Source organism: Streptomyces sp. NPDC002209 (assembly GCF_042890265.1).
GTDB lineage: Bacteria > Actinomycetota > Actinomycetes > Streptomycetales > Streptomycetaceae > Streptomyces.
Genome location: NZ_JBIARX010000012.1, coordinates 64,838 through 78,026, shown reverse-complemented (window position 1 = coordinate 78,026; position 13,189 = coordinate 64,838). Strand labels below are relative to the sequence as shown.

The window sequence follows — 13,189 nt, the reverse complement described above, 5'->3', positions numbered from 1 at the left end:
GTCGTGAGCAATGAAAGCCTGGCCAATCTGCTCAAGGAGGAGCGGCGGTTCGCACCGCCTGCCGATCTGGCCGCCGCCGCCAATGTGACACAGGCTGCGTACACCGAGGCCGAGGCGGACCGGCTGGGTTTCTGGGCCGCCCAGGCCCGTCGCCTGACCTGGGACGTCGAGCCGACCGAGACGCTCGACTGGACCAACCCGCCCTTCGCCAAGTGGTTCGCCGACGGCAAGCTGAACGTCGCGTACAACTGCGTGGACCGCCACGTCGAGGCCGGCAACGGCGACCGCGTCGCCCTCCACTTCGAGGGCGAGCCCGGCGACAGCCGCGCGATCACCTACGCCGAGCTCAAGGACGAGGTCTGCAAGGCCGCCAACGCCCTGACCGAGCTGGGCGTCCAGGCCGGCGACCGGGTCGCGGTCTACCTGCCGATGATCCCCGAGGCGGTCGTGGCGATGCTCGCCTGCGCCCGTATCGGCGCCGCGCACTCGGTGGTCTTCGGCGGCTTCTCCGCCGACGCCGTCGCCTCCCGCATCCAGGACGCCGACGCCAAGCTGGTCATCACCGCCGACGGCGGCTACCGCCGCGGCAAGCCCAGCGCGCTCAAGCCCGCCATCGACGAGGCCGTCGCCAAGTGCCCGCAGGTCGAGCACGTGCTCGTCGTGCAGCGCACCGGCCAGGACACCGCCTTCACCGAGGGCCGCGACGTCTGGTGGCACGAGATCGTCGGACGCCAGTCCGCCGAGCACACCCCGCAGGCCTTCGACGCCGAGCACCCGCTGTTCATCCTCTACACCTCGGGGACCACGGGTAAGCCCAAGGGCATCCTGCACACCTCCGGCGGCTACCTCACGCAGGCCGCGTACACGCACCACGCGGTCTTCGACCTCAAGCCGGAGAGCGACGTCTACTGGTGCACCGCCGACATCGGCTGGGTGACCGGGCACTCGTACATCGTCTACGGGCCCCTCGCCAACGGCGCCACCCAGGTGATGTACGAGGGCACGCCGGACACCCCGCACCAGGGCCGGTTCTGGGAGGTCGTGCAGAAGTACGGCGTCACCATCCTGTACACCGCGCCCACGGCGATCCGTACGTTCATGAAGTGGGGCGACGACATCCCCGCGAAGTTCGACCTCTCGAGCCTGCGCGTGCTGGGCTCGGTCGGCGAGCCGATCAACCCCGAGGCCTGGATCTGGTACCGCAAGCACATCGGCGGCGACCGCTGCCCGATCGTGGACACCTGGTGGCAGACCGAGACCGGCGCGATGATGATCTCCCCGCTGCCCGGCGTCACCGAGACCAAGCCGGGCTCGGCGCAGCGCGCACTGCCCGGGATCGGCGCCACGGTCGTGGACGACGAGGGCCACGAGGTCCCGAACGGCGGTGGCGGCTACCTGGTCCTCACCGAGCCGTGGCCGTCGATGCTGCGCACCATCTGGGGCGACGACCAGCGGTTCATCGACACCTACTGGTCCCGCTTCGAGGGCAAGTACTTCGCGGGCGACGGCGCCAAGAAGGACGAGGACGGCGACATCTGGCTGCTGGGCCGGGTGGACGACGTGATGCTGGTCTCCGGCCACAACATCTCGACCACCGAGGTCGAGTCGGCGCTCGTCTCCCACCCGTCGGTCGCCGAGGCGGCCGTCGTGGGCGCGAACGACGAGACGACCGGCCAGGCCATCGTGGCCTTCGTGATCCTGCGCGGCAGCGCCTCGGAGACCAACGGCCTGGTCTCCGAGCTGCGCGACCACGTGGGCGCCACGCTCGGCCCCATCGCCAAGCCGAAGCGGATCCTGCCGGTGCAGGAGCTGCCGAAGACCCGATCCGGCAAGATCATGCGGCGTCTGCTGCGCGATGTCGCCGAGAACCGGGCGGTCGGCGATGTCACCACGCTCGCGGACTCCTCCGTCATGGACCTGATCCAGAGCAAGCTGCCCAGCGCTTCCAGCGAGGACTGACAGGCCCGGTTCCGGGTGGTGGAGGGTGTCCGGCGCATGACGCGCCGGACACCCTCCACCCGTTTAAGGTGAAGATCACCGGATACGACGGCGCGGACCCTGTAAAGTAAGAGAAACGTCAATATTTGACGTACTCAATCTCTCAGGGTGCGCCGGGAAGTCTGGTCGGCAACAGCGTTCGTCATGCCGTCGACCACCCGGAGGTGTCCCACCGTGGCCACGCCCAGCCCCACCGACCGCCACAGCCGCAAGTTCCTCGGCATGCTCTCGCTGCCCGAGCGGCGTTTCGTGGCCGACGCCCTGCGCGCCGAGACCGTCGGCGGCGTGCTCCTGCTCGTGGCCGCCATCGCCGCCCTGCTCTGGGCCAACATCCCCGCTCTCTCGGACAGCTACGCCGACGTCCGCAACTTCCACATCGGCCCCGCCTCCCTCGGCCTGGACCTCTCGCTCCAGCACTGGGCGGCCGACGGCCTGCTGGCCATCTTCTTCTTCGTCGCCGGCATCGAGCTCAAGCGCGAGCTCGTCGCGGGCGATCTGCGCGACCCCAAGGCCGCCGCCCTCCCGGTGATCGCCGCCGTCTGCGGCATGGCCGCGCCCGCGCTGGTCTACGTACTGGTCAACACCGTCGGCGGCGGCTCCATGGACGGCTGGGCCGTACCGACCGCCACCGACATCGCCTTCGCCCTCGCCGTCCTCGCGGTCATCGGCACCTCGCTGCCGTCCGCCCTGCGCGCCTTCCTGCTGACCCTCGCGGTCGTCGACGACCTCTTCGCCATCATGATCATCGCGGTGTTCTTCACCAGCGAGATCGACTTCCTGGCCCTCGGCGGCGCGGTCGTGGGCCTGGTCCTCTTCTGGTTCCTGCTCCGCAAGGGCGTCCACGGCTGGTACGTCTACGTCCCGCTCGCCCTGGTCATCTGGAGCCTGATGTACAACAGCGGCGTCCACGCCACCATCGCCGGCGTCGCCATGGGCCTGATGCTCCGCTGCTCCCGCAGGGAAGGCGAGCGCACGTCCCCCGGCGAGCACATCGAGCACCTCGTCCGGCCCGTCTCGGCCGGCCTCGCCGTCCCGCTCTTCGCGCTGCTCTCCGCCGGGGTCTCGCTCTCCGACAAGGCGATCGCCCAGGTCTTCACCCGGCCCGAGACCCTCGGCGTCGTCCTCGGCCTGGTCGTCGGCAAGGCCGTGGGCATCTTCGGCGGCACCTGGCTGGCCGCCCGCTTCACCCGGGCGGAGCTCAACGAGGACCTGGCCTGGCCGGACGTACTCGCCGTGGCCTCCCTCGCCGGCATCGGCTTCACCGTCTCGCTCCTCATCGGCGAACTCGCCTTCACCGGCGATCAGACCCTCACCGACGAGATCAAGGCCGCCGTCCTGTTCGGCTCCCTCATCGCCGCCGTCGTCGCGAGCGTGATGCTCAAGCTGCGCAACCGCACGTACAGGGCGCTCACCGAGGACGAGGAGCGCGACGAGGACCGCGACGGCATCCCGGACGTCTACGAGCAGGACAAGCCGGAGTACCACCTGCGGATGGCGAAGATCTACGAGGAGAAGGCCGCGGAGCACCGCCGCAAGGCCGAGACCGCCGCGGCCGCCGCGCTCGAAGCGGCCACCGGGTCCAGCGCCGAGGGCGACCGTCCGGCATGATCTGAACTGACGCTGTGACGGGCGCAGGACAGCCGCCGCCCACCGCGTCGACAGCAGACGACGTCAGACGACGGCAGATGACAGAGGGAGAGAGCGATGAGCGCAGTGGACCAAGGGGCGCAAGGAGCCGAGCGCACACTCGGCCAGCTGGTCGCCTCGGCCACCGCCGAGATGTCCGCCCTGGTGCACGACGAGATCGCCCTCGCCAAGGCGGAGATCCGCCAGGACGTCAAGCGCGTGGGCATCGGCGGCACCGCCATCGGGATCGCAGGAGTGTTCGCCCTGTTCTCCCTGCCCGTGCTGAGCTTCGCCGCGGCGTACGGGATCCACAACCTCGGGCTCGGGCTCGCCTGGTCCTTCCTCATCGTCGGCGTGGCGTTCCTGCTGCTCGCGGGCCTGCTGGCGCTGATCGCCGTGTCGAAGTTCAAGAAGGTCAAGCCGCCGGAGAGGACCATCGCCTCGGTCAAGGAGACGGCCGCGCTCGTCGGGACCGTCAAGCCGCACCCGCGGTCGGTGAGTGACCAGGCCGTGGGTGTGGCACGCTCGTCCTCATGACAGCGCCCTCACCGGACTCCAGCACTGCGCCCACCGCCGCGACGGCGGTCCGGATCGACGTGCCCGGCGGGAGGGCGGTGACCCACCGGGACGTCGCGGCCAACGGGGCCCGGTTCCACGTCGCCGAGCTCGGTGACGGACCGCTGGTGCTGCTGCTGCACGGCTTCCCGCAGTTCTGGTGGACGTGGCGCCACCAGCTGACCGCGCTCGCCGACGCCGGGTACCGGGCGGTCGCGATGGACCTGCGCGGGGTGGGCGGCAGCGACCGCACCCCGCGCGGCTACGACCCCGCGAACCTGGCGCTCGACATCACCGGAGTCGTACGGTCCCTCGGCGAGCCGGACGCCGCCCTCGTGGGACACGACCTGGGCGGGTACCTCGCCTGGACCGCGGCCGTGATGCGGCCCAAGCTGGTGCGCCGACTCGTGGTCTCCTCGATGCCGCACCCGCGGCGCTGGCGCTCGGCGATGCTGTCCGACTTCGGGCAGACCCGGGCCAGTTCGCACATCTGGGGCTTCCAGCGGCCGTTCATCCCCGAGCGGCAGCTCGTCGCCGACGACGGGGCGCTCGTGGGGGAGCTGATCCGGGACTGGTCCGGGCCCGTGCCCCCCGAGGAGGCCGACCTCGACGTGTACCGGCGGGCGATGTGCATCCCGTCCACCGCGCACTGCTCGATCGAGCCGTACCGCTGGATGATGCGGTCGATGGCCCGGCCGGACGGGCTCCAGTTCAACCGCCGGATGAAGCGGCCGGTGCGGGTTCCGACGCTGCATCTGCACGGCTCGCTCGACCCCGTGATGCGGACCCGGAGCGCGGCCGGCTCCGGGGAGTACGTCGAAGCCCCGTACCGGTGGCGGCTGTTCGACGGCCTCGGGCACTTCCCCCACGAGGAGGATCCCGCCGCGTTCTCCACCGAGCTGGTGAACTGGCTCAAGGACCCCGAGCCGGACCGCTGACCGCGCGAACCGCCTGACCGACCGTCAACACGACGGCCGGTACGACCGTCTTACGACCATTCAATTGCCTGGCGCATAGGCCAATTGGCCGCCCTGGACGGGGTTACCGACCTTGGGGCCCGGGCACAGCTCGTTGTATGGGCTGGACGCACGACTACGGTGACACCGCACGCGAACGCCGCCCGGCAGCGACGCCGGGCACACACGGGAGGTCGGGCCGGGACGGCCACGACCCCCGTCTCGGGATCCCACGCATCCTGCGCCGCCGGGCCCGCTGGGTCTCGGCCCGCCTGCGGCATCCACGGACGTAGCCGGCGCGGCGCCCCGTTCCGTCCGGGCAAGGTGCCCGGACGGATCAGAGGGCGCAGCCCTGGCTGTCGGCCCGCCGGTCGGAGACCTTGCCGATCCGGATGTCGTCGCGGACCTCGTCCGCCGTCAGCGCGTACCCGGTGTTCGGGTCGTCGAGCGACTTCGCGAAGACGACCCCGTACACCTTGCCGTCGGGCGTGAGCAGCGGGCCGCCGGAGTTGCCCTGGCGGACCGTCGCGTACAGCGAGTAGACGTCGCGCCGGACGGTGCCGCGGTGGTAGATGTCCGGGCCGTTGGCGTTGATCCGGCCGCGGACGCGCGCCGCGCGGACGTCGTACGAGCCGTTCTCCGGGAAGCCGGCGACGATCGCGTCGCTGCTGCTCGCCGCGTCCTTGTCGGTGAACTCCAGCGCGGGCGCCTTCAGCTTGGGCACGTCCAGGACGGCGATGTCGCGTTCCCAGTCGTAGAGCACGACCTTGCCGTCGTAGAGCTTGCCCTCGCCGCCGATCTGCACGGTCGGCTCGCCGACCCCGCCGACGACGTGCGCGTTGGTCATCACCTTGCCGGGCGCGAAGACGAAGCCGGTGCCCTCCAGGACCTTGCTGCAGCTCGGCGCGGTACCGACGACCTTCACGATCGAGCGCTTGGCCGCCTCGGCGACGGGGCTGCGGGCGAGCGCCGGGTCGGGCGCCTTCACCTCGGTGATCGGCTCGTTGGAGAACGGGCTGAACACCTGCGGGAAGCCGCTGCGCGCCAGGGTGGAGCTGAAGTCCGAGAACCAGGTGTTGGCCTGCGCGGGCAGCACCCGCGAGACGCCCAGCAGCACCTTGGAGTTGCGGACTTCCTTGCCCAGCGTGGGAAGTGACGTCCCGGCGAGCGCCGAGCCGATCAGCCACGCCACCAGCAGCATCGCGACGACGTTGACCAGGGCCCCGCCGGTCGCGTCGACCACGCGGGCCGGCGACCACGTGATGTGGCGGCGCAGCCGGTTGCCCAGATGGGTGGTGAAGGCCTGCCCGATCGAGGCACAGACGATGATCACGACCACGGCGATCACGACGACCGTGGTGGACACCTGGGTGCCGTTGTCGGTCACCCGGTCCCAGATCAGCGGGAGCAGGGACACGGCGATGAGACCACCGCCGAGGAAGCCGATCACCGACAGGACGCCGACGACGAACCCCTGGCGGTAGCCGACGATCGCAAACCAGACGGCGGCGACCAGCAACAGGATGTCCAGCACGTTCACGAGGGTCACCGTCTCATGCGCGCCAGTCGAGCGGGACCTGCCTGGATCGGTCCCAGGGGCGCTCCCACCCCGCGAAATGCAGCAGCCGGTCGATCACCCCGGCGGTAAAACCCCAGACCAGAGCCGATTCGACGGTGAAGGCGGGGCCCAGGTGGCCGCTCGGGTGGACGGCCGTGACCCGATGATCGGGATCCGTGAGATCGGCCACGGGAACCGTGAAGACGCGGGCGGTCTCGGCCGGGTCCACGGCGCCGACCGGGCTGGGATCGCGCCACCAGCCGAGCACCGGGGTCACGACGAACTCGCTGACAGGGATGTACAGGCGCGGCAGGACGCCGAAGAGCTGGACGCCGGCGGGGTCGAGCCCGGTCTCCTCCTCGGCCTCGCGCAGGGCGGCGCGCAGCGGGCCGGTGGTGTGCGGATCGCCGTCCTCCGGATCGAGGGCGCCGCCGGGGAACGAGGGCTGGCCGGGGTGCGAGCGCAGGCTCCCGGCGCGCTCCATGAGCAGCAGCTCGGGGCCGCGCGGGCCCTCGCCGAACAGGATCAGCACGGCGGACTGGCGGCCCCTGCCGTCCTCGGGCGGCAGGAAACGGCTGAGCTGGGTCGGCCGGACCGTCCGCACGGCCTCCACGACGGGATCGAGCCACCGGGGCATGCCCTGGCTGCTCACGCGCGGGCCGCCGGGGTCCTCGTACGGGCCGACCCGGGGCGCGGCCTGCGACGCGCCCGGCGGGGTGCTGTGCGGCTTGCCCTGCTGCGGCGGCGCGGCCGCCTGGGCCACGCTGCTCTCGTCCCGCGCTCCGCGCGTCATAGGCACCCCTGCTCCCTGCCGTTGCCGACACCGTTGCCGTCCCGATACCGGGACAACGCAGCCCCGGGCCGGATTCGTTCCTCCCGCGGGCCGCTGTGTGGCGGCCCGCGGCCGTGCTGCGTGCTCGTACTGCGTCCTCGTACTGCGTGCTCAGGAGGCGGTGGAGGCCTCCTGGCCACCGCCCAGCGGCAGGGCCGGGAGGCCCGGGTAGTCCGGCGGCGGGCTCAGCCGCTGGCCGGGCTGGCCGCCCTTCTCGTACTTGAGCAGCTTCTTCGCCTTCTCCGGGTCCGTCTCGCCCTCCCCGTACGCCGGGCAGAGCGGGGCGATCGGGCAGGCGCCGCAGGCGGGCTTGCGGGCGTGGCAGATCCGGCGGCCGTGGAAGACGACGCGGTGCGAGAGCATCGTCCACTCGCTCTTCGGGAAGATCGCGCAGATCTCCGCCTCGACCTTCTCCGGGTCCTCCTGCTCGGTCCACTTCCAGCGGCGGACCAGCCGGCCGAAGTGCGTGTCCACGGTGATCCCCGGGACGCCGAACGCATTGCCGAGCACCACGTTGGCCGTCTTGCGGCCGACCCCGGGCAGCGTCACGAGGTCCTCGATCCGGCCCGGGACCTCACCCGCGAAGTTGTCCCGCAGGGCCTGGGAGAGGCCGAGGAGGGACCGTGACTTGGCCCGGAAGAACCCGGTCGGCCGGATGAGCTCCTCCAGATCCTCGGGGACGGCCGCGGCCATGTCCTCGGGGGTCGGGTAGGCGGCGAACAGGGCCGGGGTCGTCTGGTTCACGCGCAGGTCCGTGGTCTGGGCGGAGAGGACCGTGGCGACCAGCAGCTCGAAGGGATTCCGGAAGTCGAGCTCGGGATGGGCGTACGGGTAGAGCTCGGCCAGCTCGCGGTTGATGCGGCGGGCACGGCGCACCATCGCCAGGCGCGATTCCGTTTTCTTGGCCGAAGCTTTGCCCTGGGGGCTCGGCGGGGCCTTCCGGGGCTTCCCGGGCGCCTTCTCGGGGGCTTGTTCGCCCACAGCTGAATTCGGGGCGCCCGTCACTCCTGCGGACCCCTTGGCCTGTGCTCTCACCGGCTTATTGGACACCCGGCCAGCCTAAGGCCGGGCGCTGACACCCGCCTGGACCTCAGGTAACACCACTCCGATTGGCCTCTCGCCGCACAGCACGCCCGTACGTCCGGCATCCTTGTGATTGATCGCACTGTTTGAGCCGTCCGGCAAAATGGGGAGCACGGTCCCCTGAGCTGGTCGACATAGGAGAGAGACTCGTGGACGACGTTCTGCGGCGCGCCCCGCTCTTCGCGGCGCTCGATGACGAGCAGGCCGCGGAGCTCCGCGCCTCGATGGGCGAGGCGACCCTCGCACGCGGCGACGCCCTGTTCCACGAGGGCGACCCCGGCGACCGGCTGTACGTCGTGACCGAGGGCAAGGTGAAGCTGCACCGCACCTCCCCCGACGGTCGCGAGAACATGCTGGCCGTCCTCGGCCCCGGCGAGCTGATCGGCGAGCTGTCGCTCTTCGACCCCGGCCCGCGCACCGCCACCGCCACCGCCCTGACCGAGGTCAAGCTGCTCGGCCTCGGCCACGGCGACCTCCAGCCCTGGCTCAACGCCCGGCCCGAGGTCGCGACCGCGCTGCTGCGCGCCGTCGCCCGGCGCCTGCGCAAGACCAACGACCAGATGTCCGACCTGGTCTTCTCCGACGTTCCCGGCCGTGTGGCGCGGGCGCTCCTGGACCTGTCGCGCCGCTTCGGCGTGCAGTCGGAGGAGGGCATCCACGTGGTGCACGACCTCACGCAGGAGGAGCTCGCACAGCTCGTCGGCGCCTCCCGCGAGACCGTGAACAAGGCCCTGGCCGACTTCGCGGGCCGCGGCTGGCTGCGCCTGGAGGCGCGTGCGGTCATCCTGCTGGACGTGGAGCGGCTGGCGAAGCGGTCCCGCTGACGCCTTCGGCTTCGCGGAGGGGTCCTGCCCGGTCGGGCGGGGCCCCTCCGCCGTTTCCGGGTGCGGCGGCGCGGCTCGATGTGGAGGGACGGTCATGGAGCGCAGAGGGCTGGACGCCCAGGGGTACTTCGAGCGCGAGGGGTCGCTCGGCCGGGTGCAGGGTGCTTTCGAGCCGGTCGTCGCCGCCGCGCGCGAGCGGATCGGCGAGGCGTACGGGCAGCGGCTGCACAGTGCGTACCTGTACGGGTCCGTGCCGCGCGGGACGGCCCGCCCTGGGCGCTCCGACCTCGACCTGCTGCTCGCCCTGCACCACGAGGCCGCCGACGAGGACCGGGACACCGCCGAGGTGCTGGCGCGCGGGCTCGACCAGGACTTCGCCGAGATCGACGGCGTCGGCATCCTGCTCTACGGCAAGGACACCCTGCTGAGCGAGCGCGAACGGTGCGACCTGGGCTGGTTCCTCGCCTGTCTGTGCACCCCGCTGCTCGGCGCCGACCTGGCCGAGCACCTCCCGCGCTACCGCCCGGACAGCCTGCTCGCCCGTGAGACCAACGGCGACCTGGCCGCCGTACTGCCCCGCTGGCGGGCCAGGCTGGAAGCCGCGTCGACCCCCGACGAGTACCGCAGGCTCAGCCGGCACTTCTCGCGGCACCTGGTGCGCACCGGGTTCACCCTCGTGATGCCCCGGTGGGGCGGCTGGACGAGCGACCTCGCCGAGTCCGCGGAGATCTTCGGGCGCTACTACCCGGAGCGCGCCGCGCAGATGCGGGCCGCGGCCGCGGTGGCACTGGATCCGGCCGGGGACCCGGCCGTGCTGCACGCGTACCTGGAGGACCTCGGCCCGTGGCTCGCGGACGAGTACACGGCCCGGCACGGCACCAAGACGCCCCGCTGAAGGCGGGCTCAGACGCCCGTCAGGGCCTCGACCGCCTGCTTCGCCTCGAGCAGGTCCGCCCCGGTGACACGCCGGTAGACGCGGATGGCCTCGATCGTGCGGCCGTCGCGCACCAGCGCCCGGACCTCGTCCAGTCCGGCCGGTTCCGGCTCCTCGATGCCGAAGTGGTCCAGGACCAGGCCCAGCCGCCGCTCCAGGCGCTCCGAACGCCGCTCGAGGGCCTTCATGCGCAGGGTCACCGTCGAGGTGATCCACGCGGCCGTGGCGAGGAGCGCGAGCAGCAGGTACAGCGTGGTCATTCGGGCCCTCCCGGGATCAGTCCGTGATCTTGAAGGTACTCGAGCTGCGCGCGTACGGACCACTCCGCCGCCGGCCACAGCGAGCGGTCCACGTCCGCGTAGACCTGGGCGACGACGGCCTCGGGGGTGACGAAGCCGTTCTCCACCGCGGTCTCGACCTGGGCGAGCCGGTGCGCGCGGTGGGCCAGGTAGAACTCCACCGCACCCTGTGCGTCGTCCAGGACCGGTCCGTGCCCCGGGAGCACCGTGTGGACGCCGTCGTCGACCGTCAGCGAGCGCAGCCGGCGCAGGGAGTCCAGGTAGTCCCCGAGGCGGCCGTCGGGGTGCGCGACGACGGTGGTGCCGCGGCCGAGGATCGTGTCGCCGGTCAGGACGGCCCGGTCGGCGGGCAGGTGGAAGCTGAGCGAGTCGGCGGTGTGGCCGGGGGTCGGGACGACGCGCAGCTCGAGGCCGCCGGTCCGGATCACGTCACCGGAGGCCAGCCCCTCGTCGCCGAGGCGCAGGGCGGGGTCCAGGGCGCGGACCTTGGTGCCGGTGAGCTCGGCGAACCGGCCGGCGCCCTCGGCGTGGTCGGGATGGCCGTGGGTGAGGAGGGTCAGGGCGATCCGCTTGCCCGCCTGCTCGGCGGTCTCCACGACCGTGCGCAGGTGGACGTCGTCGAGGGGGCCGGGATCGATGACGACGGCGAGCTCGGAGTCCGGCTCCGAGACGAGCCAGGTGTTGGTGCCGTCCAGGGTCATCGCCGAGGCGTTGGGGGCCAGGATGTTGACCGCGCGGGCGGTGGCGGGCCCTGAGGTGACGATTCCGCGGGGCTGTCCGGGCAGAGCGGCAGCATTCGTCACGGGGTCCCTCCGGGGCGGACGCGCTTGGTGAACTCGTCGTGGCCCGGCCAGCTGAGCACCAGTTCGCCGTTCTCCAGCGAGGCCTGGGCGAGTACGGGGGTCAGGTCCTGGGCGGCGGCCGCGGTGAGGGCGTCGACCGCGCTCCCGTACGGCTCGAGGGAGCGCAGGGTGGAGATGGTGGGCGGCATCATCAGCAGCTCGCCCTTGTCGTAGCCGTCGGCGGCGTCCGCGGGGCGGATCCAGACGGTCCGGTCGGCCTCGGTGGAGGCGTTGCGGGTGCGCTGGCCCTCCGGGAGGGCGGCGACGAAGAACCAGGTGTCGTAGCGGCGGGGCTCGAACTCCGGGGTGATCCAGCGGGCCCAGGCGCCGAGCAGGTCGGAGCGCAGCCGCAGGCCGCGGCGGTCGAGGAACTCGGCGAAGGACAGCTCGCGGGCGACGAGGGCCGTACGGTCGGCCTCCCAGTCGTCGCCGGTGGTGTCGCCGACGACGGTGTCGGCGGTCTCGCCGGCGAGCAGGACGCCCGCCTCCTCGAAGGTCTCGCGGACGGCGCCGCAGACGATGGCCTGGGCGGTCCGCGGGTCGGTGTCGAGGCGAGCGGCCCACTCCTCCCGGCTCGGGCCCGCCCAGCCGACCTGGTGGTCCTCGTCGCGGGGGTCGACCCCGCCGCCGGGGTAGGCGTACGCGCCGCCCGCGAAGGCCATGGAGGCCTTGCGGCGCAGCATGTGCACGACCGGGCCGTCGGGGGTGTCGCGCAGCAGCATGACGGTGGCGGCGCGTCTGGGCTCCACCGGGGTGAGGGTGCCGTCCATGAGCGCCCGGATCCGGTCGGGCCACTCGGGCGGGTACCACTGGCCCCCGGCGGGGGTGCCGCCGTGCGCACCGGAAACTCCGGGTGTCTGCTGCTGTCCCTGCTCACCGTTGGGCATGGCGGGATGCTACGGCCATCCGGCCCGATGTTCGAGGCCCACTCCCCTGCCCGAGGCCGCGTCCCGCCCGACCGGGCCCGCAACCGAGGACCCGCAGGCGCGTGCAGCCCCCGCCGGAAGTCGGCGGGGGCTGCACGGGGAGTCGTACGGGTCAGGCTGCGGGAAGGATCTCCACCTGGATCTCGACCTCGACCGGGGCGTCCAGCGGAAGGACCGCCACGCCGACGGCGCTGCGGGCGTGGACGCCCTTCTCGCCGAGCACGGCACCCAGCAGCTCGCTCGCACCGTTCAGCACGCCCGGCTGGCCGGTGAAGTCGGGGGCGGAGGCCACGAAGCCGACGACCTTCACGACTCGCGCGATCTTGTCGAGGTCGCCGATCACGGACTTCACCGCGGCCAGGGCGTTCAGCGCACAGATCGCGGCCAGCTCCTTGGCCTGCTCCGCCGAGACCTCGGCGCCGACCTTGCCGGTGACCGGCATGCTGCCCTTGACCATCGGGAGCTGTCCCGCGGTGAACACGTACGCACCCGAGCGCACGGCCGGCTGGTACGTGGCCAGCGGCGGGACGACCTCGGGCAGGGTCAGGCCGAGCTCGGCCAGCTTCGCCTCGACAGCGCCGCTCATGCCTTCTCCCGCTTGAGGTAGGCCACGAGCTGCTCGGGGTTGTTCGGGCCGGGTACGACCTGGACGAGCTCCCAGCCGTCCTCGCCCCAGGTGTCCAGGATCTGCTTGGTGGCGTGGACCAGCAGCGGGACCGTCGCGTATTCGAACTTCTTGGTCATGGGGGCGAGCGT

General features: G+C 72.0%; 14 protein-coding genes. 6 read left to right on the top strand and 8 right to left on the bottom strand.

Features of this window, described 5'->3' with window-relative positions:
- Positions 1-3: 3 nt before the first annotated feature.
- The 4 genes from acs to ACFYXK_RS23440 all read left to right on the top strand — a co-directional run bounded on the left by acs (position 4) and on the right by ACFYXK_RS23440 (position 5,117).
- Positions 4-1,959: an acetate--CoA ligase gene (gene acs / locus ACFYXK_RS23455; protein WP_389412864.1), complete on the top strand. Its 1,956-nt coding sequence runs from the start codon at positions 4-6 to the stop codon at positions 1,957-1,959.
- Positions 1,960-2,172: 213 nt separating this feature from the next.
- Entirely contained in the window at positions 2,173-3,606 is a 1,434-nt protein-coding gene (gene nhaA, locus ACFYXK_RS23450; RefSeq protein ID WP_389412863.1) for a Na+/H+ antiporter NhaA, read from the top strand.
- 96 nt (positions 3,607-3,702) lie between these two features.
- Positions 3,703-4,161, top strand: a complete 459-nt coding sequence (locus tag ACFYXK_RS23445; RefSeq protein WP_383506120.1) for a phage holin family protein — start codon at positions 3,703-3,705, stop codon at positions 4,159-4,161.
- Positions 4,158-5,117 (top strand): alpha/beta fold hydrolase, encoded by a 960-nt coding sequence (locus ACFYXK_RS23440; RefSeq protein ID WP_383506123.1) that lies wholly within the window; start codon positions 4,158-4,160, stop codon positions 5,115-5,117. The genes ACFYXK_RS23445 and ACFYXK_RS23440 overlap by 4 nt, the downstream gene beginning before the upstream one ends.
- Before the next feature lie 355 nt (positions 5,118-5,472).
- Here ACFYXK_RS23440 and ACFYXK_RS23435 read toward each other — a convergent pair whose 3' ends face one another.
- From ACFYXK_RS23435 to nth, 3 genes are all read right to left on the bottom strand, one after another.
- Entirely contained in the window at positions 5,473-6,675 is a 1,203-nt protein-coding gene (locus tag ACFYXK_RS23435; RefSeq protein WP_389412862.1) for a MarP family serine protease, read from the bottom strand.
- Between the two features lie 13 nt (positions 6,676-6,688).
- A complete protein-coding gene (locus tag ACFYXK_RS23430; RefSeq protein ID WP_389412947.1) occupies positions 6,689-7,330 on the bottom strand; it encodes an NUDIX hydrolase in 642 nt (213 codons plus the stop codon).
- A gap of 306 nt (positions 7,331-7,636) precedes the next feature.
- On the bottom strand, positions 7,637-8,404 hold the full coding sequence (nth, locus tag ACFYXK_RS23425; protein ID WP_389412861.1) for an endonuclease III: 768 nt from the start codon (positions 8,402-8,404) through the stop codon (positions 7,637-7,639).
- Between the two features lie 353 nt (positions 8,405-8,757).
- Here nth and ACFYXK_RS23420 point away from each other — a divergent pair, with 353 nt between their 5' ends.
- Entirely contained in the window at positions 8,758-9,432 is a 675-nt protein-coding gene (locus tag ACFYXK_RS23420; protein ID WP_389412860.1) for a Crp/Fnr family transcriptional regulator, read from the top strand.
- A 94-nt stretch (positions 9,433-9,526) separates the two neighbouring features.
- Positions 9,527-10,327, top strand: a complete 801-nt coding sequence (locus tag ACFYXK_RS23415) for a nucleotidyltransferase domain-containing protein (protein WP_389412859.1) — start codon at positions 9,527-9,529, stop codon at positions 10,325-10,327.
- An 8-nt stretch (positions 10,328-10,335) separates the two neighbouring features.
- Here the strand turns inward: ACFYXK_RS23415 and ACFYXK_RS23410 are convergent, their stop codons facing one another.
- From ACFYXK_RS23410 to ACFYXK_RS23390, 5 genes are all read right to left on the bottom strand, one after another.
- On the bottom strand, positions 10,336-10,626 hold the full coding sequence (locus ACFYXK_RS23410; protein WP_389412858.1) for a hypothetical protein: 291 nt from the start codon (positions 10,624-10,626) through the stop codon (positions 10,336-10,338).
- The gene (locus ACFYXK_RS23405; protein WP_389412857.1) at positions 10,623-11,468 is read right to left on the bottom strand and encodes an MBL fold metallo-hydrolase; all 846 of its coding nucleotides are present in this window, start codon (positions 11,466-11,468) and stop codon (positions 10,623-10,625) included. Before ACFYXK_RS23405 ends, ACFYXK_RS23410 begins: the two co-directional genes overlap by 4 nt.
- A complete protein-coding gene (locus ACFYXK_RS23400) occupies positions 11,465-12,277 on the bottom strand; it encodes an NUDIX hydrolase (protein ID WP_383507467.1) in 813 nt (270 codons plus the stop codon). The genes ACFYXK_RS23405 and ACFYXK_RS23400 overlap by 4 nt, the downstream gene beginning before the upstream one ends.
- Positions 12,278-12,545: 268 nt before the next feature.
- Positions 12,546-13,019 (bottom strand): RidA family protein, encoded by a 474-nt coding sequence (locus tag ACFYXK_RS23395; protein WP_383506134.1) that lies wholly within the window; start codon positions 13,017-13,019, stop codon positions 12,546-12,548.
- Entirely contained in the window at positions 13,016-13,177 is a 162-nt protein-coding gene (locus tag ACFYXK_RS23390) for a DUF4177 domain-containing protein (RefSeq protein ID WP_007264966.1), read from the bottom strand. Before ACFYXK_RS23390 ends, ACFYXK_RS23395 begins: the two co-directional genes overlap by 4 nt.
- Positions 13,178-13,189 lie beyond the last annotated feature (12 nt).

Coding starts and splice junctions, on each gene's coding strand:
- ACFYXK_RS23445 (WP_383506120.1), top strand. CDS start 3,703: ATGAGCGCAGTGGACCAAGGGGCGCAAGGAGCCGAGCGCACACTCGGC.
- ACFYXK_RS23440 (WP_383506123.1), top strand. CDS start 4,158: ATGACAGCGCCCTCACCGGACTCCAGCACTGCGCCCACCGCCGCGACG.
- ACFYXK_RS23430 (WP_389412947.1), bottom strand. CDS start 7,330: ATGCCCCGGTGGCTCGATCCCGTCGTGGAGGCCGTGCGGACGGTCCGG.
- nth (WP_389412861.1), bottom strand. CDS start 8,404: ATGGTGCGCCGTGCCCGCCGCATCAACCGCGAGCTGGCCGAGCTCTAC.
- ACFYXK_RS23415 (WP_389412859.1), top strand. CDS start 9,527: ATGGAGCGCAGAGGGCTGGACGCCCAGGGGTACTTCGAGCGCGAGGGG.
- ACFYXK_RS23410 (WP_389412858.1), bottom strand. CDS start 10,626: ATGACCACGCTGTACCTGCTGCTCGCGCTCCTCGCCACGGCCGCGTGG.
- ACFYXK_RS23400 (WP_383507467.1), bottom strand. CDS start 12,277: ATGGACGGCACCCTCACCCCGGTGGAGCCCAGACGCGCCGCCACCGTC.
- ACFYXK_RS23395 (WP_383506134.1), bottom strand. CDS start 13,019: ATGAGCGGCGCTGTCGAGGCGAAGCTGGCCGAGCTCGGCCTGACCCTG.
- ACFYXK_RS23390 (WP_007264966.1), bottom strand. CDS start 13,177: ATGACCAAGAAGTTCGAATACGCGACGGTCCCGCTGCTGGTCCACGCC.